This is a genomic window from Planococcus beigongshangi (assembly GCF_016820495.1).
Classification (GTDB): Bacteria; Bacillota; Bacilli; order Bacillales_A; family Planococcaceae; genus Planococcus; species Planococcus beigongshangi.
Genome location: NZ_JADHDU010000001.1, coordinates 426,812 through 448,211, shown reverse-complemented (window position 1 = coordinate 448,211; position 21,400 = coordinate 426,812). Strand labels below are relative to the sequence as shown.

At 45.0% G+C, this 21,400-nt stretch carries 18 protein-coding genes; 5 read left to right on the top strand and 13 right to left on the bottom strand.

Annotation, left to right across the window (positions count from 1 at the left end; all coding sequences use genetic code 11):
- Positions 1 to 72: 72 nt before the first annotated feature.
- From IQ294_RS02040 to IQ294_RS02005, 9 genes are all read right to left on the bottom strand, one after another.
- The gene (locus IQ294_RS02040; RefSeq protein WP_203332346.1) at positions 73 to 402 is read right to left on the bottom strand and encodes a hypothetical protein; all 330 of its coding nucleotides are present in this window, start codon (positions 400 to 402) and stop codon (positions 73 to 75) included.
- Positions 403 to 461: 59 nt separating this feature from the next.
- Positions 462 to 1,142 carry a DUF4956 domain-containing protein gene (locus IQ294_RS02035; RefSeq protein WP_203332345.1) on the bottom strand — a complete coding sequence of 227 codons (681 nt, stop codon included), beginning with the start codon at positions 1,140 to 1,142 and terminating at the stop codon, positions 462 to 464.
- A 13-nt stretch (positions 1,143 to 1,155) separates the two neighbouring features.
- Positions 1,156 to 1,470 carry a VTC domain-containing protein gene (locus IQ294_RS16405; protein ID WP_255536168.1) on the bottom strand — a complete coding sequence of 105 codons (315 nt, stop codon included), beginning with the start codon at positions 1,468 to 1,470 and terminating at the stop codon, positions 1,156 to 1,158.
- Positions 1,410 to 1,907: a polyphosphate polymerase domain-containing protein gene (locus IQ294_RS02030; RefSeq protein WP_255536167.1), complete on the bottom strand. Its 498-nt coding sequence runs from the start codon at positions 1,905 to 1,907 to the stop codon at positions 1,410 to 1,412. The genes IQ294_RS16405 and IQ294_RS02030 overlap by 61 nt, the downstream gene beginning before the upstream one ends.
- A gap of 154 nt (positions 1,908 to 2,061) precedes the next feature.
- On the bottom strand, positions 2,062 to 3,213 hold the full coding sequence (locus IQ294_RS02025) for a YeiH family protein (protein ID WP_203332344.1): 1,152 nt from the start codon (positions 3,211 to 3,213) through the stop codon (positions 2,062 to 2,064).
- A 129-nt stretch (positions 3,214 to 3,342) separates the two neighbouring features.
- Positions 3,343 to 4,038, bottom strand: a complete 696-nt coding sequence (locus IQ294_RS02020) for a response regulator transcription factor (protein ID WP_203332343.1) — start codon at positions 4,036 to 4,038, stop codon at positions 3,343 to 3,345.
- On the bottom strand, positions 4,035 to 7,340 hold the full coding sequence (locus tag IQ294_RS02015; RefSeq protein ID WP_203332342.1) for an ATP-binding protein: 3,306 nt from the start codon (positions 7,338 to 7,340) through the stop codon (positions 4,035 to 4,037). Before IQ294_RS02015 ends, IQ294_RS02020 begins: the two co-directional genes overlap by 4 nt.
- 252 nt (positions 7,341 to 7,592) lie before the next feature.
- On the bottom strand, positions 7,593 to 9,260 hold the full coding sequence (locus tag IQ294_RS02010) for a sensor domain-containing protein (RefSeq protein ID WP_203332341.1): 1,668 nt from the start codon (positions 9,258 to 9,260) through the stop codon (positions 7,593 to 7,595).
- Positions 9,261 to 9,369: 109 nt separating this feature from the next.
- Positions 9,370 to 11,046 (bottom strand): putative bifunctional diguanylate cyclase/phosphodiesterase, encoded by a 1,677-nt coding sequence (locus tag IQ294_RS02005; RefSeq protein ID WP_238942625.1) that lies wholly within the window; start codon positions 11,044 to 11,046, stop codon positions 9,370 to 9,372.
- Positions 11,047 to 11,304: 258 nt separating this feature from the next.
- Between IQ294_RS02005 and IQ294_RS02000 the strand changes: the two genes are divergently transcribed.
- Positions 11,305 to 12,069 (top strand): NRDE family protein, encoded by a 765-nt coding sequence (locus IQ294_RS02000; RefSeq protein WP_203332339.1) that lies wholly within the window; start codon positions 11,305 to 11,307, stop codon positions 12,067 to 12,069.
- 120 nt (positions 12,070 to 12,189) lie between these two features.
- Here IQ294_RS02000 and IQ294_RS01995 read toward each other — a convergent pair whose 3' ends face one another.
- The gene (locus IQ294_RS01995; RefSeq protein WP_203332338.1) at positions 12,190 to 12,678 is read right to left on the bottom strand and encodes an SRPBCC domain-containing protein; all 489 of its coding nucleotides are present in this window, start codon (positions 12,676 to 12,678) and stop codon (positions 12,190 to 12,192) included.
- A 99-nt stretch (positions 12,679 to 12,777) separates the two neighbouring features.
- Between IQ294_RS01995 and uvsE the strand changes: the two genes are divergently transcribed.
- Positions 12,778 to 13,659 (top strand): UV DNA damage repair endonuclease UvsE, encoded by an 882-nt coding sequence (gene uvsE / locus IQ294_RS01990; protein WP_203332337.1) that lies wholly within the window; start codon positions 12,778 to 12,780, stop codon positions 13,657 to 13,659.
- A 64-nt stretch (positions 13,660 to 13,723) separates the two neighbouring features.
- Here uvsE and IQ294_RS01985 read toward each other — a convergent pair whose 3' ends face one another.
- Both IQ294_RS01985 and IQ294_RS01980 read right to left on the bottom strand, forming a co-directional pair.
- On the bottom strand, positions 13,724 to 14,992 hold the full coding sequence (locus IQ294_RS01985) for a sensor histidine kinase (RefSeq protein WP_238942588.1): 1,269 nt from the start codon (positions 14,990 to 14,992) through the stop codon (positions 13,724 to 13,726).
- A gap of 89 nt (positions 14,993 to 15,081) precedes the next feature.
- Complete coding sequence (locus tag IQ294_RS01980) at positions 15,082 to 15,585, bottom strand: sigma-70 family RNA polymerase sigma factor (protein WP_238942587.1); 504 nt, start codon at positions 15,583 to 15,585, stop codon at positions 15,082 to 15,084.
- Between the two features lie 238 nt (positions 15,586 to 15,823).
- Between IQ294_RS01980 and IQ294_RS01975 the strand changes: the two genes are divergently transcribed.
- On the top strand, positions 15,824 to 16,291 hold the full coding sequence (locus IQ294_RS01975) for a competence protein ComK (RefSeq protein WP_203332336.1): 468 nt from the start codon (positions 15,824 to 15,826) through the stop codon (positions 16,289 to 16,291).
- Between the two features lie 243 nt (positions 16,292 to 16,534).
- Here the strand turns inward: IQ294_RS01975 and IQ294_RS01970 are convergent, their stop codons facing one another.
- Positions 16,535 to 17,056: a GyrI-like domain-containing protein gene (locus tag IQ294_RS01970; RefSeq protein ID WP_203332335.1), complete on the bottom strand. Its 522-nt coding sequence runs from the start codon at positions 17,054 to 17,056 to the stop codon at positions 16,535 to 16,537.
- Between the two features lie 268 nt (positions 17,057 to 17,324).
- Between IQ294_RS01970 and IQ294_RS01965 the strand changes: the two genes are divergently transcribed.
- On the top strand, positions 17,325 to 18,143 hold the full coding sequence (locus IQ294_RS01965) for a TetR/AcrR family transcriptional regulator (protein ID WP_203332334.1): 819 nt from the start codon (positions 17,325 to 17,327) through the stop codon (positions 18,141 to 18,143).
- Between the two features lie 12 nt (positions 18,144 to 18,155).
- Positions 18,156 to 21,311, top strand: coding sequence for an efflux RND transporter permease subunit (locus tag IQ294_RS01960; RefSeq protein ID WP_203332333.1), 3,156 nt, complete (start codon positions 18,156 to 18,158; stop codon positions 21,309 to 21,311).
- Positions 21,312 to 21,400 lie beyond the last annotated feature (89 nt).

Here is a 21,400-nt window from a genome sequence, read left to right as displayed (position 1 = left end):
CGAATTAAAAGAATCGCAACGGTCCGGCAATCCCCCAAAAGAAAAGGCCCCTGCATCCGCAAAGGCCCTTTCCTACATATGGAATGAATCATCGTAAATTGGTTTAACATGAAGATCGTACCGCTTTTTCACTTCTTCAATCGGGAAGATGCTCCCGGTGGAATCCGGTTTTTCCAGCTCCTCGATATGCTGCATCACCTGATCTGCGAAAAACTTGCCGCACGCCACTTCGTTCGGATACATCTTGCGGGCTTTATTGACAAACTCTTCGTCAATCAGCTGATTAAACGCATAATACAAAGCCGCATTGATGATCGTCAGCGAATCGCCCGATGCATTGGAGACGATATAATAATTCCCATAATCATCTTTCAGTAAATCCCGTCCTGCTTGAATTTCCATGTGAATTCCCTCCTCGTACGCTCTGCATATCCATACCCGTGGAGGCCATACCAAAAACGTTAACTTCCTTTCAAATAACCTATAGACACTTTCAAATTGGCGTTGCGCTCACGGATTTCATTGAGCAGATCACGGTCGTTCGTCTCTTTTTTTGAACGGATGGCAAATGTATATTGAATCATCGTCCCAAGATTCGTCGTTTCGACCTGGCGTAATTTATAATCGTCCGTCCGGTCAGCCAGAATATCATTGAACAGATTTTCATGATTCAGGTTTTCAGGCACCGTCACTTTTAGAATCTGGGTATCCTTCCCTTCCCCGTAATTATATTTGAACAGGAAATAAAAAACGGTACAGGCGAAAAGAGTCAGGAGAATCGCCAGCTGAAACTGGAACAGTCCGGCTGTCATTCCCACGCAAAGGCCGAAGAATATATAGGCGATATCCTTGGCATTGGTCACGGCACTCCGGAATCGGATCAGGGAGAAGACGGCAAACAGGCCGAATGCCACTCCGGCATTGCCGCTTACCACGTTCATCACGACAGACACGACAACACTCATCATAACAATGGTATGAACAAAATCCTGTGAATAACTTTCACCCGTGAATGTCCATTGATACACCTGGGTGATGATCAGGCTGAGAATCAGGGCAATCACCATTCCCATCACACTCATCCAGATCGTCGCTTCGCCGGTCGCAGTATCCACTGCAAATAAATCATGGATCAATTGCATCGTCTATTCCTCCTTAAATTTCGATCGTTTCTTTTTCAGCATCTCCACATACCAGTTCTTCAGCCAGCATTTCCGTACTGACGCAGAACTTTGAAGCACTCCGCTGCTCACATTCCAGCCTCTGCAAAATCCGTGCCAGCCAGAGCGGCACACTGTGATCGACTTTGACTTCCAGCACAGCCAGATCCGGATCGATGAAAAATTCTCCGTGTGAACCTTTGGAGAGATTCAGTTCTTCTCTTCTGCAACGCAGATTGAAATCGAAGGTCATCCGCAGGCTGGCATCATTATGACCATGCAATGCATGGCGATCGTAACTGACGACCATCTCCGGATGCAGATCATAGAAACCGATGAAATAATCGATTTCACGCAGCACCTGCAAATCGAAACCCGGTAGCCGGAAAGCGGTCCCCCTGCGCCTGCCGTCAAATAGCGGTTCGCTTCATCCAGCGGCATTGTCAGCCGGCGTTTATGCACCACTTTGTCGTGTTTTTGCTTGATCTCAAAAAAGGATTTCATGCCGGATTCAACTTCACCGTACACTCGCAGCCTTAATTTCTGACGATATTTCACCTTGTTTTTCGTTTCAAAGTAAATCGTTTTATCCGGTGTATCGAAATAGAGGCTGCTGACCGTATAACGCCCCTGTTCTCCATTCCTGTCGTTCCGCATATAAGGAGCAAGTTCCCGGACCAGTTCAGTGTATTGTTTTCGCGTGATCAAATACTTCTGTTCTTTTCTGCTGAAAATTTCAATAGCCATTGCTGACATCTCCTTTTCGGTTATGTATTTGGTATATCTCCACTTTATCCCCGGGCTCTGTGAAAGGTCTGAGAATCCTATTAGAATATGGTTAGAAAAAAACAGCAGCAACTCGAGGGATGAGTTGCTGCTGTCAATAAATTGGCTATCAAATTTATAGCGTCACCAGGTCGCCGAAAACCGAAATAAGCAAGAGGCTGACAGAACCGACAGCTATCGCTGCGATAAGGCCGATATAGAATGGCGTGATGCCCATACCCTTAAAAGCCCGAAGGTTGGTCGACAATCCGACACCCGCCATGGCCAGTCCAAGCATATAAGTGGAACCGAAAGAACTCCAGAAACTGTGGAATCCCTGCCAGCTAGCTGGCGCCAGTATGCCAAAAGCCTGTCCCGTGGATGCAGCTGTTGCATCGCCGATGGAACGCAATACCGACAGCAGCAAAAAGCCAAGGATGAATAAAGGGAATAATCGATACCATTTCGGCAGTTCACCACCTGCACTTTCTCCATTTCCTCTCCGGCTGCGGAAAAATAGATAAGAAACGAACGGAATGACCACGATGATAAATACATTGCGGGTCAGTTTTGTAATCGTTGCGACATCAATGACTTCATTGGCATCGAATAATTGTGCGTAGATCAGTGCGGCTCCTGTCACCTGTGCAGTGTCATGTATGGCAGTCCCCAGAAACAACCCGGCTTTTACCGGTTCGTCCGCAAAAAAGAAATGAGCGAGATACGGATAGAACAGCATGCCGATCAGGCCAAAAATAGTGATGTTGGCAACCGCGTAAGAGATTTCATTTTCCTTCGCTTTGATCACTGGCGCTGTTGCCATAATGGCGGTGACTCCGCAGATGCCTGTGCCTGTGGCAATCAGGGTACCCAGCCGCATGGACTGGTTCAATTTCTTCGTGAAATACAGGGTGATGAATAACCCCGTTGAAATGCACGCAACAATCAGCGGCAATCCCCAGGCGCCAAGTTTCAGCGCTTCGCTGATGCTGAGTCGCAAACCCAGAAGGATGATCCCCGCTCGCAATGCGTATTTCAATGCAAAATTGATGCCTGCATCAAAAACTGCCGGCATCCCGATCAAATTGCGGATCAGGATGCCGAGCAGGATTGCGGTGAAAATTCCGGACACGGGGCTCCCGCTTCCTTCAGGCATAATGCCGCTCTCCACCAGCAGTTCACCGATTAAATCAGCCGCAAAAATTCCGGCAAACATGACACCTGCACTGACCAGGAGTCCCGGGATGATATTCTTTCGATTAGGATGTGTATTTTTAGTAGTAACCATGCTATTGTCTCCCGGATTTACATCTGTACTTTCACCCATAATACCATTCGTCTGTAAAACACGCGAAACAAATAGCTGCATGATCGATAAAACTGCGCAATTATAGCCGTTTCCTGAGCAGGAATGTCCTTATCGCTTCGCAAATTTATAGCCAAACCCTCTTACCGTATGGATATACTTCGGATGCGCCGGATCTTTTTCCACTTTGCGCCGCAAATTACTGATGTGTACTTTTACCGTTTGTATTTCACCCTCGGAATAGTAACCCCAGATTCGGTCATATAATTGCTCGGCCGTCCAGACCCTGTTTGGATTCTGCGCCAGCAATAACAGCAGCTGAAACTCTTTATGAAAAAGCTTGACCAGTTTACCGCCTATATAGAGTTCCCTCGCATCCAGATGGATGTGGAGGTCGTCATACTTCAGGACTTCCAATTTCTTCTCCTCATTCATCGTCCAGCTGTTCCGCCTCAGAACCGCGCGAATTCTCGCATCCAGTTCATTAAAGTCGAAGGGTTTAGTGATATAATCGTCGGCTCCGGCATCAAATCCTTCAATTTTATAACTCATCTCTTTTAGATAACTGACAAACAGGATCGGTGTACGGACCAGCTGCCGAATTTGTTCACATGTCTCCAATCCATTGATACCAGGCATTTCAATGTCCAGCAGGATTAAATCCAGCTTTTCTTTAGCTACAATATCCAGTGCTTCGTAGCCATCTACAGCTTCAAATACCTTATACCCCTTTTTAGCAAGAAATAAATGTAAAAGTTCACGGATGCCTTCTTCATCTTCCACGATCAATACCGTTGCTTCTGTCATTTTACATCCTCCTCCTGCTTAATTGTGTATAAAGGCAAGGCAATGAAAAAGGAGCTGCCAACTCCCACTTCGCTTTCAGCCCATATCCTTCCTTTATGTGACAGCACGATTTCTTTTGCTATCGCCAGCCCTAAACCACTGCCTTTTTTCCCGGAATTATTTTCAAGTTTGAAAAATCTGTCGAAAATATGAGGTAAGACTTCTGCCGGGATGCCGTTGCCAGTGTCTGAAATTCTGAAAACGACTTCTGCATCCGCCTGATTTTCCTCCATTGATCCTGCTTCAACAGCAAGGGTACAAATTTGTGCGCTAACTGCAATTTTTCCATCTGTTGATGAAGTGTTTTTAACTGCATTCCATAAAATATTGGAGAACACCTGATCAATGCGGTCTTCATCCACGGTTATCAGAAAACGTTCAATTTCGAGTGGGGAAACTTCAAGGTCACTGTACTCGAATAACCGACCGCTTTGCCGGATATCGGATTCGAATCCCGCTATTATTTTCTTGAACCAGGTTTGGAAGGTGATATTTTCAAAACGCAGGGTCATGTTTCCAGTTTTGTATTTTCCGAGTTCCACTAGATCTTCCGTAAGACGTTCAAGCAATAACAGTTTTTTATGGATCATCTCCAGATATCTTGGATTCTTTTCGTCGATCAGACTTTCCTGCACTGCTTGGATATAACTATGGATCAATGTGATTGGCGTGCCCAGTTCATGTGAAATGGACGACAGCATTTCATTTCTTGATTTTTCGATTTCCTGGATCTCATCATTGACTGTCACTAAATTCATATTTGTAATTTCAAGCGCCATCGTTTTTTCCTTTACACTGCGTTCCAACACGTAATTCATATCCGTGATTTCTTCTGTCAATGCTTTTAAATTCGAAAGTGTTTCAACTCTCAGCAAAAACTCTTCCCTGTCACATGGTTTAACCAGATAATCATTAGCCCCAGCAGTGAATGCATCCATTTTTTCCTGCAAACCGGTTCTTGTGGACAACATTAAAATAGGGAGCTCCGTCATCACATACTGCTCTCTGATTTTTCTGCAGAGCTCCTTGCCGCCCATATCTTCCAATGTCCAGTCCAATACGACCAAGTCGATTCGCTGGTCTTCCAATAATTCAAATGCTTCCCAGCCCGAGTCGGTGCCCACCACCTCGAAATTGTGCTTTTGAAGCTGCTGGATCAAGATATTTCGATCCAGCGGCTCTTTTTCTGCAACCAGGACTTTTACTTTTTTATTGCTCCGTATATTCATCCCCAGGGACTTTCTAAACTCCTCTTCACCAATTTCTTCGATTGTCGGAAAAGCGCTTGATAGATCACCTTTCTTTTCATCTTGAAAAATCGGCAGTGAAAACGTAAAAGTGCTGCCCCTGCCTTTTTGAGATTCAGCTCTCAACCATCCGCCGTGCAGTTCTATCAGTCTTTTGCTGATATCCAACCCTATTACTGTGTCGCTTTCCTCTCCTCTTTTTCCGGATTCAAATATCGTCTGCAGCTCGTTCTTGTCAATTCCTGATCCTGTATCCCTGACGGAAACAGCCAGTTCATCACCTGCTTTTTTTGCAGAAATGACGATTTCCCCATTCTGCGTATATCTGATGGCATTATCGACGAGATTATAGAGGATTTGCTGAATCCGGTAAGGGTCGGCAACAACATTCGGCAAGCTCTTGGTCAAAGTGCTGTAGAGGCGGATATCCTGATTTTTAAGCAATGGCCTGCAAATTTCAATAACTTCCTCCACCAGTTGGTGGATACCGACAGACTCGGCGTAGATATCCAGTTCATTCTGTTTTATATATGAAATATCGGTTAGATCATTTATTTGGCGTGCCATTTTCTTTCCGTAATCGATGATGGCCTCCATCTGTTTCGCCTGATGGGGAAACAAGCGCAACCGGCTTTCCTCCATCAGACCTTCCGCCAGTCCAATCATCCCGTATAAAGGGGTCCGCAACCCATGGGCCGTCACTTTCATCCATTCATCCTTGTCAGCATCCGCTTTCTTAACCGATTCCAGCTCCAACTGCAAACGCTGGACCGCTTTATTCTCACGAACCATCTGTTCTTCTGCCAATGTTTTATCTTTTATGTGCAAAGCCAGTGAAGACAGATAGATGCCAGCTGTCATCGTATACAAAATGGCTGCTTCAAAAAATCCATAATAAGGGATCACATTCGACTCGGCTAAGCCAAATAGGATTAAACTAGCAAAGAATATAACGAACGATCCAACTTGGACCTTCATGTATTTTTTATTTATCCTCCTGCTTTTCAGTATCAGCAGTATGGAATAGATGAGATTGGCCGCTGTCAGGGTGAAAAGCGAAACAGCAGCAATCCAAAAAGAAACTAACTGAACAGCCATTGTTGCCAGCGCTATGAAAAGAATACTGCTGAGATATTTTTTAATAACTTTATCAACTGCAGTTTTTTCAAGGAACGAAGACAAGTAGAGACACCCTAAAATATTTGCGGCGCCAAGCACCAACAGCATTATATTTTCATCTGCAAAAATAAGGGATGGAAAAACATTCAGGATCGTATAATCCGTCATTAACCCGGCTAATAATAAGATAATTAAAGCGAAGAACAGAAAATGCAGATGAATTTTATTCTTCCGCTCTGTATAACGGTGAATATAATAAAGAATCAGCAATAATGATGCACCTATAAAGATGCCCGTTAAAACCAGATTCGTTTCATATGTCTTCCTATAAGAAAATTCATCCCATATGGTCAAAGAAAATTGAACAGCCTTGTCCGACTCCAGTTTCATATAAAATGTGCCGGTTTCCAGATCAGGCGTTCTCAGGTTGAAAACAATGTCTTTTGGGGAAAATCCAGTCCTCTCAACCGGATCCGCTTCTTCGAAATGATCTGCAAGAAATCCTCCTGTAGCTGCAGGAGTATACAGCGTCGCGGTCCGTATGGAAGAGCGCGGCAACACCAGCAGGCGCTCTCTTGAGCCAGTTGTATTTTGGACTGTGAATTCGAGCCAAAAAACTGATGCTCCAAAATCGCTTCCAAGTTTTTTTAGATCAACCGGCATAAACCCCCAGATTCCTGGCGCTTGAGAGATATCCCCGATTTCAAAATTGCTTTCGGGGTCCTTCAGGATCATGACATCATTTCTGATGTCATATGCTTCTTCAATATTTTCCAGATTGATGCTTCTGCCTATTTGTTCACTTTCTTTTCCATCAGGATAAAAGATGAAAAAAACCAGCAGAACAGCAATCAAAATTTTAAGCAAGGGTTCGTACTTATCGAGTAAAGTCTTCATTTTTTTCACCTCAATCCAACTAGAAGAAGCATAAAGCAGAAATTATCATTACCAAACATAATAATAGTTATTAAGGCTTATATAAAATATTCTATTTTTTAAAAAATAATGTTTTTATCCCATTAAATGAATATTAAGTAGGACTATAAGTTATTCACATCATACCACCTACTCCCTATAATGTGAACTTTTAATTCTGAATATTTAAAAATATGTAATGTAACATAAAAAAAGCCTCCAAAGCATTCAGCCTTAGAGACGGTCCTGTTCATACTTATTATTTTTTCTTGCCTTTTCCTCATACATCGCTTTGTCTGCTTCTTTAAGAATTGATGAAATCGTCGAATGCCCATTTGGCATGGTCATGCCGATACTCGTAGAAACTGTCATCCGGATATCTCCCAGTTCCCACGGCTGCATGACGGCTTCTCTGATTTTGTCCATGGCAGCCATGCCGGATTCTACAGAATCGATGCGAGACAACAGGACGACGAACTCATCGCCTCCAAGTCTTGCAGCAATGTCGCCTTTGCCGACACATGCCTCCAGCCTTCTGCCGAATTCGCGGATCACAGCGTCGCCGGTTTCATGTCCCCATTTGTCATTGATGCCTTTGAATTTATCGATATCAAGAAGCAATACAGCGAAATTCCCGCCATTGGTCTGATAGCGGGAGAGCGCATTCTCCAGGGATTCCCGGAAATAACGCCGGTTCGGCATCGCAGTCAGTGGATCATGATAAGCAAAAAACTCCAGTTTTGTTTCATAATCTTTTTGCAAAGAAACGTCTCGGACGATCATGACCATATGGCTGTATTTACCATCATCATCTGATACCGGCGTACCGCTTAAATCCGACCAGATCCATGAACCGCTTTTATGGCCTACCCGGACTCTGACTTTGCAGATTTCCCTATTCCTGATGGATGCGCTCAGAGTCTCGTACAGCCTATCGGCATCTTCGGGATGAATATTATGGAAGGCGGGCTTTTCTTTATAGTCATCAGGGGTAAAACCAAAAACTTCCTCTATTGAAGGTGAAATATACAGGTACTCTTTTTTCCGGTCGATTAGAATGATTACATCGTTGGCGTTTTCTGCAATGATCCGGAAATTCTTTTCACTTTCCATATATAGCTCGACCATCTGATCCAGTTCGCGCATATCTTTAAGAAGTACATAAAATCCGGTAGTGGCATCTTTGATTTTGATTGGGATGAATTTCACCAATGCGCCTATTCGGGACCGGTTCTTTTGGGTGAAAGTGATACGGAAGTTTGAATAGATGCCTTTTTTCGCTTTATGGTAATTTTTCAAGGTTCTCAGCCGATCTTCCGGTACGATCAATTCAATTACCCTGCGGCCTATCAATTCATCCATCGTAAAACCGCTGAGCATCTGCCCTATCGGATTCGCTTCGCGGATATGGCCATCCAAGTCCAGTGTCAAAATCGCATCACCGTTGTGTTCAAAGAGGGAATAGTATAAAGTGCGGCTCTCTTCAAGACTTTTCCACGCCTCCATGCTTTCCTGTTTCGCTTTTACTTCATTCGTGATGTCCTGGACAATACTGACGATATGGGTAAGGTCGCCGTCATCATTGAACATCGGAGTCAGACAGGTCTTGGAAAAGCGCAGCGACCCTTCTGGATGTATATAACTGTCTTCATAACTGACTTGGGCGCCGTTCAGCAATACTTTCGTGTATTGGTATTCTACTCTATCTGCTAATTCCGCAGCTTGTGTCTCCCTGAATGTTTTTCCTAATGCAGAAATATCCATGGCCGTATTTTTCATAGCCGACTTATTCAGGAACTCATAATACATGCCTTTTCCTTCTACACGAACAATGAATACCATCTCCTGGATGCCATCCATCAAAGCTTTTTCCAACGAGAGTGAAGATATCCCCTGTATCATTAATGCGCCCCCCTGCCCCGTTCCGACTCATTACCGAAATAACCGCTTACAATCAGTTTATCAGATTTATACATACAATGTATCAATAGTCCTATTAAAATCTTTTTGTTCATTTGCTTGAAATAACCTTTTCCTTCAAATATTTTTCCTCAAAATCCTCAAGCAGCATCGCTTTATCATAAAAATACCCTTGGAATTTAGTACAGGAGTTTTCTTTCAGGAAGACAATTTCTTCAGACCGTTCCACACCTTCCGCCAAGAGCTCGCATCCAATGCTGTTCGCCAAATGAATCAAGGACTTTAAAACAGCTTCCGATTTTGCATCTTCCCCGATTTTCTGGATGAAATAGCGGTCAATTTTAATTTTATTGATTGGAAACTGCGTCAGGTAGGATATCATTGAAAATCCGGTGCCAAAATCGTCAATCGCGATGGAAATGCCTTTATCGCGGCACAATTCCAAATTTCTTATTGTCGTTTCCGAATAGGCCATTTCAGCGTGTTCCGTCAATTCGATTTCCAATAAGGAAGGCTTGATCTTATATTGCTCCAGCAAACTAAAGAATTCGTCAAAAAAGGCAGAATTCGCCAAGAGCGATGGGGTCATATTAATCGCGGTTTTCGTATCCCAGCCGTATTGGGATTCCCATTGTTTGATTGTTTGGAGCACCCCTTTAAGCAAATGGACTGTCAAATGTGCAATGGTGCCGGTCTGTTCAGCCACTTCGATGAATTCCAGCGGTGATAATTCCCCAAGTACGGGATGATTCCATCTCGCTAAAACTTCCACGCCTGACAGATTTGTTCCGCCCCCTGAAATCTGAGGCTGCACTGTAAAATAGAATCCGGAATTTTCAAGGCAGTCCATTAAACTTTTTTCAATCAATACACGGCGTTCCCGGCTGGCCATCATCGCTGGCATATAAAAGGCAAAAGACGGGCCTTTAATCTTTTTCGCCTCATACATAGCTGTTTGTGCATAGGCCACAAGATCCCTTAGTCGCTCCGTGTCATACGGACTGCATGCGATACCGATACTCGCTGTAACATACGCAGTCTGGAAATCTGCAAGAATAAACGGTTCTTTGAAGAGGGCCAGCAGCTCCGATGCTAAGTTTTTCAGCTCTTCCTTTGGCACTTTTTCCAGAATGATGATGAATTCATCCCCCTCCAGCCGGCCCACATGCCGGTTGCCACAAGAGAATGTCCGCAGCCTTTCTGCAACGCTGACTACCACCTTATCGCCGGAAGTATAATTATAAAGTGCATTGATAAATTTCAAATTATCAAGGTTGATGTAGAAAAAGGAATATTCTTCGCCTTTTTCTTTCAAGGAAAAAGCGATTTCAGTCATCCGCCTTCTATTGGACAGACCCGTAAGGTAATCAAAATAAGCAAAATCGGTCAGCTTCTCTTCCAATCTTTTCTGCTGTTCAATGGTCTGGAAGTAGATTGCGAAGCCTCCTTCTTCAATCGATATCAACTTTATATGATACCAACCGCCATGATCTGAAAAATTCTCGTCGAATTCCATGCTCCCCTTATTTTCCAGAACCTGCAGAATCATTCGTTCTGTATGGCTTCCCACCAGAGCCGGAAAGGCCTCCAACACAGGTCTTCCAACTATCTCCTCCATACGTTTGCCGGTTATTTTCTCCGCAATGCCATTGATATATTTCAAAATCATACGATCATCCAGCAAATAAAAACCATCGGTCATACTTTCTACTACGGTCGCAGTTTTGATCGTTTCAATCCCATTGGCCACCTTATCCTTTTCCTCCATCACTCCAGCACTCTCCCATATAAATGGCATGGATTCTAATTCGTCCTATGTAAAAAATCTGCTAAATATGCTGTGATTAATAATTATATATCTAAATTAAAGAAAATAAACGGTTATTTTTTACTATTAATGTGTAAATATCATTCTTTTTGTACCAATCAGACTTTTTAGTTAATTTTTCTCTTGCTTTGCCCATAAGCCGGATCCTTCATTCCTGAAGCCTTCTTCTATATAATAGGAAAAAAGGAGGCGGCAGCCGTGTGTCTGATCAATTTCCAGTTTAAACAGCATCCAAAATACAAATTGGTGTTCGCTGCGAACCGTGATGAATTTTACGGACGCCGTGCGCGGGAAGCAACTTTCTGGGAAGATCACCCGAACATTCTCGCCGGCCGTGATTTATCGCAAATGGGCACATGGCTTGGCGTGACGAAATCTGGCCGATTCGCTGCCCTGACTAATTTCAGGGATCCTTCACTGCCGGAAACAGGAAAAATTTCACGAGGTGCATTAGTCCGCGATTACCTGGCTTCCACCCTGCCACCCGAAAAATTTCTGCAAGTGCTGGAACCGGACGCTTATATAGGATTCAATGTTCTGCTCGGTGATACGGAAAAGCTATATTACTTCAATAATATACAGCAGGAAATTACTGAAGTTCCAACCGGCACACACGGATTAAGCAATCATTTCCTGAACACGCCCTGGCCGAAAGTCATTAAAGGCAAAACTTACCTTGAAGAGTATTTGGTTTCCACCAATGAAGCAGACCCTGATGAGCTGTTTAAAATTCTGCTCGATTCCGAACAGGCGCCTGCCCCCCATCTGCCGATCACCGGCGTAGGGCTCGAATTCGAGCGGATGCTGTCACCGATTTTCATCAAATCACCGGAATATGGCACCCGTTCTGCGACAGTGCTATTGATGGATTATGAGAATAATATTACTTTTGCAGAAAGAACCTATGAAAAAGGGGAATTCGCCGGACAAAAAATCTTCCGGTTCCAGGCAGATACTGTTTAGAGACCTGAGTTCAGTTCTTTTTTTCGTCTTTCTGACAGTGACCGTACCTCGCTAAAAATGAATCCCGAAATTCCAAAAAAATATCCAGCCTCGATAAAGAGGCTGGATATTTTTGTCTAATTATTCGAATTCCACCGTCATGCTGTCTATAAGACGTTCATATTCTTCGAGCCAGTGCTGCCATCCACTGCCGCGCTCAACCTGATCTCCGTTCAGGATGCTCTCGATCACATCAAGGCAAACATGCCAGCCTGCCAGGTCCTTAGCCGTCTGCGGAGTGATCCGATCAATCGTTTCGATCAATGTAAGCCGATTTCCTCCGTCTTCCTTTTGAGTGATTTCAAAACGCACGTGGTCTGTCCACCACTGGAAAGCTAGAACTCTGCCCTCTTCAAAATCGGTAATGGCTAATTCCTCGACTGTGCCATCGCCCATATCAAAGAGCATCTTCCCCCCTTTGACAGGTTCCGCCATCTGCAATTCATCAAACCATTGCTTCAAGCGGCGATTATCACTCAGCATCTTCCACACTTCCTCCGGTCCGTGCGCTGATTCCCTTTCAAAGACCGCTTTATATCCTTTATCCAATTGAGTGATTTCCGCTCTCATCCATATCCCTCCGATTTTTCCTGCCATATAATTTTATACCCTGCGCGGTGGATAATGTAACAAAGTTTCGGGTATAGGAACGGCAAGGAGTTGAATTCGATGAGATTAGGCTATGCATGCATGAATACAGAATTGAAAACGGTGTTCCGTACACTGCGGGTCGCTACTGCGGAAACGGAAGGCACCGCCAAGATCAAAGAGCTGACATTACGAAATATGCAGACAACACTGGATATCGTCAACTGGAATCTGGCCAATGACATTTACTTCTATCGCGCCTCCAGTTCGATCGTTCCACTGTCTACACACCCCATAAACGACTGGATCTGGTGGGAAGACGATGATTTCCTGTTCATTGCCGGACAAATCCGGGATATTGTGGAAACCCATCAGATGAGGATTTCCGTACATCCCGGACAGTATACCGTATTGAATTCGCCGAAGCCTGAAGTAGTCGAAAAATCGATCCAGGACCTTGTCTACCATGACAAACTGATTGAGCTGCTGGGCGGCAATGACATTATCCTCCATACTGGCGGTGCTTACGGCGATAAAGAGAAAGCGAAACAGCAATTTGCTGATACTTATCTAAAGCTGCCGGAAACGATCAGAAAACGGCTGCGACTTGAAAATGACGATAAAACCTTCACGATCCGTGATGTTTTGGATGTCCACAAACTTTGCGGAGTGCCTATTTGTTTCGATATCCACCATCATAATTGCAATAACGACGGAACAGCCGTTGATTTTGCTGAAATTCTGGCGACCTGGAAGGGGTTCGGCACGCCGAAAATCCATATCAGTACAGGGAAAGAAGGGTTTACTGATCTTCGTCACCATGAACTCGTTTCAGAAAGGGATTTCAAGGAACTGCTTCTTCTCCTTGGCGGAACGGATGCCGACATCATGTTCGAAGCCAAGTTAAAAGAGCAGTCCGTGCTGCCTTTCGTGAAAATGTTGAAAGAAAAAGCAGTGGAATGAATCCGGGAATGCTAAGACCGTTGGAAAGATTTCTTTTCCAACGGTCTTGTTTTGTTTAGAAAACTTAGGTTATTCTCGGCAGTACGAGCCGGAAAACAGTGCCAACCTCTTTTTCCGAGTTGACAATGATAGTCCCTTTCATCTGATGAATCACGCTATACGTTACCATCAGCCCCAGACCTGTGCCTTTGATTTTATTCGAGAAATAAGGTTCACCAAGCCGTTCCACTTCTTCTTTGGTCATCCCTATGCCCTGGTCCTCTATCTCAATGATGACCTTTGCAGGCTGTGGAATGATGCGTACATGCAGTTCGCCGCCATCCGGCATCGCATCGATTCCATTTCGGATGATATTGACCAACGCTTGCCGGTACTTTTGACGGTCTCCCCTGATAAAAATTTCAGGATCAGCTTTGTCACAGAAAAATTCGACGTTCCGGCTATTGGCATATGGCCCAAGCAATTTCATGACTCCGCACGTCTCTTCATTTACCGGCATCCGCTCAAGCTCACCATATACAGGTTTGGCGTATATGAGATAATCGTCGATCAAACTTTCCGCCGCTTCGATTTCCTTTAAGATGATCCGATGGAAATCGAGCTGTTTATCACGGCTGTAATCGTATGTCTGCATCAATTGGATAAACCCTTTGATGCTCTGGATCGGATTTCGGAGTTCATGCGAGACCGATGCTGCAAAATGGCTGACACTTTCAAGCTTTTCGTGTTTCATCAAAGTATTGAGCAGCATTTCCTGTCTGATGATGTGTTCGATCAGAAGGGCGGTCAATGCGATCAATGCCCCCTGATTCAGCATGAGCATGAGCCAGATTCCGATAATATCGTGGATCGGATCCCCGAACAGCAGCAGACCCGCGACCATATTGAAGATCAATGAAAGAATCGAAATGACGAACACAGCCAAAATTTTCATGCTTCGCTGCATACGCATATATGCAGGCCGCAGCAGCGGGACGCCGGCAGCTAGGACGAACTGGTTGAGAATGGCAATATACATGCCATCCCCTCCAATGAGGATGCGGTAGATCGCCGAGACGATGAACAGCACTGCAGATATGACTGGCCCTCCGTATAGGGCCCCGACGATCATCGGGACTTGCCTCAAATCGAAAATATAATCATCTGTCAGAAATTGGTATGGAAATTGCATGCACAGGATAATGGACAATGAAAAAAGGATGGTCATCGTAACCCTGTAGTCGACAAAGAAATTGCGTTTCGAACCTGCCGCAAGCATCTGATAGAGTACGATCGGGAATATTATGAAAAAGATATTGTTGATCATGCCAGTCATCATTTCATACATATTCATCACCAGCTTTCCAGAGTCCTTTCAGAAAATTTATTATACAGGAAAACAGCTTACAAAAAATGCTTTTTCTGAATTTTCGACAGCTGAAATTATTCCCGGTTCCGGAAAGACTCACTTAATCTCAGCTTTTCCAGTAATCGGGATTTCCTTTTTTTCATGCCTGCGATTGAAATTCCATACTGCTCCGCCAATTGCCTGATTGATTTGTCTTCAATGAACAGTCCTTGGAGCAAATGGTGTTCTTTTCCGCTCAGCCCAGCTTCCTCCACCCATTCCGGCAATTGTTCATCGGCCGTTTGTGCTGCCAGCTCTTCAAAATGGCTTCCTTCAGAAAGCAGGAAAATTTCCATATACCGGCCGTCCTTCTTCAATTCGTCAAGCATCGCTCCACGGATGGACCGATAGGCAAAGGGTGTAAAATCACCTTTCTTCTCATCAAATCGCGTCCACGCCTGCCATAATGCAATTTTTCCTGCTTGCCGGTAATTCTCGTGCTCACGGTAAATATGCAGCTTCCGGATCATCGCTGAAATCATAGGCGCATACTGCTCTTCCACTTCTTCAAAATCGTTCATTCCAATAAAATCCTGCATTTTTCATTCCTTCTGAACGTTCGGTTATTCCCGGGTAATGCCAGAATAGCCTTAAGCGTCCGGAGGAGCGAATCATCGTAAAAACCGTTTCCTGCCAACAAACGGAAGGTATGATTTATAGAGAATTTTTATATCTGGATATAAAATGTCAAAAAACACAATATTTTCTGAAAATGGTACTGCCCGCCAATCCTTTGAATGGTAGACTTTTCTTGTAACCAGAAAGAGGTGTTTGTTGGTGGAGAGACCAGTTGAAAATCTTATCGATCAATCTGTGTTATTCGTTCTATCCGCATTTGAGACTGAAAAAAAATCAAAAATAGTTACGAAGCATAGTGTGTATTATTCACGCGACTCTGTTCTGTCGCTGATCGATCAAGCATGCATGCTGGCTGCATCGACATATGAGGGCAGGATCAAAGCCAATCGCCACAACCTGAAGCATTTCAAAAAAACCACATTGTCCATCCGGGAAGGCTTGTCAGGCTATCCGACCCATTCTCCGAACCATCCCGATTGTGTGTGGATCCTCAACCATGACAACCGGTTTGAATCGTTGGGTCCAAACCGCACCCGGATCCATTACGACCGCTGGGCTGTCCAGATCGACGTTAACGTATCAGTCAACATACTGAAAAAGCAGAAAATGCGAATGCCAGAGATGCTTTACTTCTACACAACCCTCAGAAGCAGGCTTAAACACTAATATTTCCGGGGAAATATTAAAAGCGACCGTGCCTGCTAAGCTCCGACAAGCGCTGGAGGGCTTGGAAGTAATGGCGTCCTTTGCCATTGCTGATAAGACCGAAGCGACTCGAGGGGCTGGGCAACGGGAGGCTGGACAGGGAAAAGCGACCGTGCCCGCTAAGCTCCGACAGTCCATACGCAAAAGAACCGGAACTCATTAGGCTTTAATGAGTTCCGGTTCTTTTTCTCTTTATTTAAATTCTCAAGCAGCCGCATCCCTCATCAACAGAAAAGCGATTTCTGTGCCTGCTCCGCCAATTTCTACATCCTCCACAGGAATGGAAGAATAAAATTCAAAACGGCCATTCCAGATTTCCGTATCTTCCTCATACCGTTTATCCAGTTCGAGCCCTTCCTCCTCGGCCCATTTCTGCAATGCATGACACGTTCCTTCCATATAAGCTGCTGTTTCCTTATGGATGACCGTTGCATAAGTGCCACCGGGGATAAAACTGCCCAGCACTCTATCATCCCCAGCAGTCATGCGCGCAATCGGCACACCTACCTCGATATGAAATTGCTCTTCCACTCCACCCATCACCCAGAAACGGCAAAAGGGCCTGCCTTCCGCTTCAATTCCGCGACGTTCAAGCCAACTGTAAACCTCTTCGACCAATGCAGCAATTTCTACACGATCCAACACTCCCCTTACTACGGGGATCGCTGCATATGGCTGTTCTATTTTCATTTTCACTTCAGGGTTCTCAAAGTATCGCTGCGCCATCCCATGCCTCCTCTCCTTTTATATTCCGAGCCTTTGTTATTGAACTACCCTTTTTCCCCCTGATTAGTCTTCAAATGCCAGAGGAACTATAAAACTTGCATCATCTTTTCTCCCGGAGGAACCGTCGAGACAAAGCTTATTCCCCAGACACAAAAAATACATAAAATAACAAGCGGCCTAAATTGACTTTGAAATTCCTAAACCTTATGCTTTTAATTATGACCGATCAGTCACTATTCGTGACCGCTGAGTTATGAGGAGGAGTCCAATGGATAAAAAGCAGGAATTGATGAATGCCGCGGTACACCTTTTTTCCATTAAAGGCTTTCATCAAACCTCAGTTCAGGAGATTGCACACGCTGTGGATATTTCCAAGGGGGCATTCTACAAACATTACGATTCGAAGGAAAGTCTGCTCGTCAGTATTCTGCATCGATATCATGATGAAACGATCAAAGGATTCAATCATCTTGAAATTTCTCCCGACCTCTCTCCCAAAGAAGCTTTTGCCAGGAAACTGGCGTTCGAACTTGAAAGCATTCTGGGGGATCGGGATTTCTTCATCATGGTATTCAAGGATATGCCGACAGACGGTAATGAACAGCTGACCACATTGATGCAGGAGATGCGCAGCTCTTCTTCCAGATATCACAAAGATATGCTTCTGGAAGCATTCGGCTCTGGAATCAGGCCATTTCTTGATGATCTGACAATTGTCGCCGAAGGTATCCTGAAGGAGTACATGCTCACCATCATTGTCGAAAATCGCCAGTTATCCATTGAGCGCCTGAGCCATTTCATCGCATCTTCAATCGAAGCCATTACGATGCAGCTTCATTCCATGGATGCAGTAATAACTGGGGATGATGAAGATGTAATTTCAATTGACAGCTTAGTTGCTGCTATTGAAATCAAGATCAAACTGCATTCAAAAAACACTTCCGAAATGCTGGGGTCGCTGGAATTATTGCACCGTGAGCTGCAGGAGGAAAATCCACGTGAATTTCTTGTGGATGCACTGACTGACTATTTAAGACAGGAAAAACAAATTGAAAAAGAAGTTCTTCTATTGAAGAATCATCGCTGAGGAGTGTCATAGTTGAAGAAGATTATCGATTTTTCCATTAACAATAAGTTCGCCATCTGGATTTTGACCATCATGGTCGTAGTGGCCGGACTCTATGCAGGATTGACGATGAAACAGGAATCCATTCCAAGTATCACGCTGCCTGCTGTCACAGTTGTAACTGTTTACCCTGGTGCCGCACCGGATGAAGTGATGGAGGAAATCACGATTCCGATGGAACAGCGCATCCAGAATATGAATGGCGTTGAGTTGACCATGTCATCTTCCATGGCCAATGCCTCGACCATCCAAGTCCAATACGCTTTTGAAGTGGATATGGACGATGCAGTCCGTGAACTGGAAGATGCATTATCACAGATTTCAATACCGGAGGCAGCCAATGAACCGACTGTATCCCGGCTAAGTATTGATGCCTTCCCTATTTTGGCCTTAAGCATCAGCAGTCCAGGAAATTCGTTGGAAGAATTGACTGCTGATGTGGAAGCCAATGTCCTGCCACTTCTTGAAGGTGTCGAAGGATTATCTGACGCTCAAGTTTCTGGGCAGCGCATGCAAAAAGTAAGCATGAATTTCGATGAAGCTGCCCTAGCTGAGATCGGCATGACAGAAGAGACGATCCAGCAATTGATCCAGGGATCCAACCTGACATTCCCGCTTGGTTTGACGGAATTCGGCGGAGAAGTCAAAAACCTGGTAATCGACGGTAATATTACAACCGTCGATGATCTGCGCAACCTGCAGATACCAGCAATTCCGCAGCAGGCTCCTGGCGCAGGCGCACCGGGTGAAATGCCGGCAGCTCCTGAAGCTCCAGCTGAAACGCCTGCCCCGCAAACACCTGCAGCTGCCGGAATTCCGACAATTGCATTAAGTGAACTCGCTGAAATCGAAGTAGTGAGTGAAGCTGAATCGATTTCCCGTACGAACGGTGAAGAATCGATCGGGGTGTCTATTGTGAAAGCACCGGATGCCAATACGGTTGAAGTTGCAAATGAAGTAAAAGATATCGTTGCTGATGTCGAAGAAGAATACGGCTTGACTGTAGCGACAACTTTCGACCAAGCTGAGCCGATTGAACAATCCGTTAAAACGATGCTCAGCAAAGCGCTATACGGAATCCTGTTTGCGGTTGTAATCATCCTATTGTTCCTCCGCAGCTTTAAAACGACATTGATTTCGATCATTTCGATTCCATTGTCATTATTGATGGCGATTTTCTTATTAAATCAAATGGATATCACCTTGAATATCATGACACTCGGTGCATTGACGGTCGCGATCGGACGCGTCATCGATGATTCCATCGTCGTCATTGAAAATATATACCGACGCATGAGCTTATCAAATGAGAAATTGCGCGGCAAAGCGTTGGTGCGTGAAGCAACGAATGAAATGTTCCTTCCGATTTTCTCATCAACTGTCGTAACGATTGCTGTATTCCTGCCATTGGCTCTCGTCAGCGGCCAAATCGGTGAGCTATTCCTGCCGTTTGCACTGGCAATGGTATTTGCACTCTCCGCTTCATTGATCGTAGCAGTCACAATCGTGCCGATGATGGCGCATTTGATGTACCGCAAGCAATTATTGAATCCGGGTGCCGATAAAGGGGTTCAGAAAGAACATAAACCAGGTAAAATGGCAGCCGGCTATAAACGCATTCTTGAATGGACATTGAACCACAAAATCCTAACATTCGGCGGAGCGACTGTAGCTCTTGTCGCTAGTCTATTCATCCTGCCGATCATCGGAGTCACTTTCCTTCCGGAACAGGAACAGAAGATGGTCATGGCTACTTACAGTCCGGAACCTGGCCAGACGCGTGAAGACGTCGAAGCGATCGCACTTGAGGCGGAAAGCGCAATCGATGGCCGTGAGGGCGTCACTTCGTACCAGTATTCGCTTGGCGGCGGCAATCCGATGGCAGCGATGGGCGGAGGCGGAGACAATTCCGCATTATTCTACATCGAATATGATTCTGATTTCGAAGCATTCAGCGATGAAAGCACAAAATTGATCGAAGAATTGAACGCGTCAACCGAAGCTGGCGAATGGGGCAGCCTTGATTTTGCTGCAATGGGCGCAAGCGGACTTGAATTGTTCGTTTATGGCGATGATCTAGAAGACATCCAAGCAGCGATGGATCAAATCCAGCCGCTGATGGAAGAGCACGAAGGCCTTGAAAATACAGAGTCGAGCCTGACGGAAGCATATGATCAATTTACGTTAGTTGCCAACCAGCAGGCCTTGAGTGAAAATGGATTGACTGCTGCCCAGATCGGCATGGCTTTAAGTGATGTCGGTGAAGCCCCAGTCTTGACAACAGTACAATATGAAGACAAGGAAATTAATGTTTATATTGAAACTGAAGAAGCTGAATACACGGATATCGATGACGTGACAAGCGTTGAAATTCCAACTGCATTAGGGACTACAGTTACAATTGGCGATGTGATGGAAGTCGAAGAAGGAAAATCTCCGGACACGATCAACCGCCGCGACGGTCAGATGTACGCTTCCCTGACAGCAGAAGTTCTTGGCAATAACGCAGCTGAAATCACAGCTGAAATCGATGAACAAATTACAGAACTTGAGTTGCCGGCGGGTATTACAACCGACCACGGCGGCATCACAGAACAGATCAACGAATCGTTCTCCCAGCTTGGTCTGGCGATGCTTGCAGCCATTGCGATCGTTTACTTCGTATTGGTCGTAACATTCGGCGGAGCACTCGCGCCATTCGCTATCCTGTTCTCACTGCCATTCACGGTAATCGGTGTACTTGTGGCATTGTGGATTACCGGTGAAGCATTGAGTGTCAACGCATTGATCGGTGTCTTGATGCTGATCGGCATCGTTGTCACAAACGCGATCGTATTGATCGACCGGGTCATCCGCATGGAGAAATCAGGACTTTCGACACGCGAAGCCCTTCTCGAAGGTGGTGTAACGCGCCTTCGTCCAATCCTGATGACGGCACTTGCGACAATCGGTGCACTCATTCCTCTTGCGATCGGTGCAGAAGGCGATGGCGGCGGATTGATTTCCCAGGCGCTTGGCATAACCGTCATCGGCGGACTGATCAGTTCCACTTTGCTGACATTGGTGATTGTGCCGATCGTCTATGAAGTGACTGCGAAGTTCAAACGCAAAGAAAAGATTGAAGACTAATGAACAATTAGGATGAAATTTGGATTTGGCGGCACCTTAAAGGTCATTTTCAAATTCAAAATAAGATGAAAGGAGCCCTCCGGTTGGAG

What these genes read in the sequence shown, in the direction of transcription:
- IQ294_RS01995 (WP_203332338.1), bottom strand. Translation starts at nt 12,678, where the DNA reads ATGAGAGCGGAAATCACTCAATTGGATAAAGGATATAAAGCGGTCTTT.
- IQ294_RS02015 (WP_203332342.1), bottom strand. Translation starts at nt 7,340, where the DNA reads ATGAAGACTTTACTCGATAAGTACGAACCCTTGCTTAAAATTTTGATT.
- IQ294_RS01985 (WP_238942588.1), bottom strand. Translation starts at nt 14,992, where the DNA reads ATGAATATGTATGAAATGATGACTGGCATGATCAACAATATCTTTTTC.
- IQ294_RS02020 (WP_203332343.1), bottom strand. Translation starts at nt 4,038, where the DNA reads ATGACAGAAGCAACGGTATTGATCGTGGAAGATGAAGAAGGCATCCGT.
- IQ294_RS02025 (WP_203332344.1), bottom strand. Translation starts at nt 3,213, where the DNA reads ATGGTTACTACTAAAAATACACATCCTAATCGAAAGAATATCATCCCG.
- IQ294_RS02010 (WP_203332341.1), bottom strand. Translation starts at nt 9,260, where the DNA reads ATGATACAGGGGATATCTTCACTCTCGTTGGAAAAAGCTTTGATGGAT.
- IQ294_RS02040 (WP_203332346.1), bottom strand. Translation starts at nt 402, where the DNA reads ATGGAAATTCAAGCAGGACGGGATTTACTGAAAGATGATTATGGGAAT.
- IQ294_RS02035 (WP_203332345.1), bottom strand. Translation starts at nt 1,142, where the DNA reads ATGCAATTGATCCATGATTTATTTGCAGTGGATACTGCGACCGGCGAA.
- IQ294_RS01965 (WP_203332334.1), top strand. Translation starts at nt 17,325, where the DNA reads ATGGATAAAAAGCAGGAATTGATGAATGCCGCGGTACACCTTTTTTCC.
- IQ294_RS02005 (WP_238942625.1), bottom strand. Translation starts at nt 11,046, where the DNA reads ATGGAGGAAAAGGATAAGGTGGCCAATGGGATTGAAACGATCAAAACT.
- IQ294_RS16405 (WP_255536168.1), bottom strand. Translation starts at nt 1,470, where the DNA reads ATGGTCGTCAGTTACGATCGCCATGCATTGCATGGTCATAATGATGCC.
- IQ294_RS02030 (WP_255536167.1), bottom strand. Translation starts at nt 1,907, where the DNA reads ATGGCTATTGAAATTTTCAGCAGAAAAGAACAGAAGTATTTGATCACG.
- uvsE (WP_203332337.1), top strand. Translation starts at nt 12,778, where the DNA reads ATGAGATTAGGCTATGCATGCATGAATACAGAATTGAAAACGGTGTTC.
- IQ294_RS01980 (WP_238942587.1), bottom strand. Translation starts at nt 15,585, where the DNA reads ATGCAGGATTTTATTGGAATGAACGATTTTGAAGAAGTGGAAGAGCAG.
- IQ294_RS01970 (WP_203332335.1), bottom strand. Translation starts at nt 17,056, where the DNA reads ATGGCGCAGCGATACTTTGAGAACCCTGAAGTGAAAATGAAAATAGAA.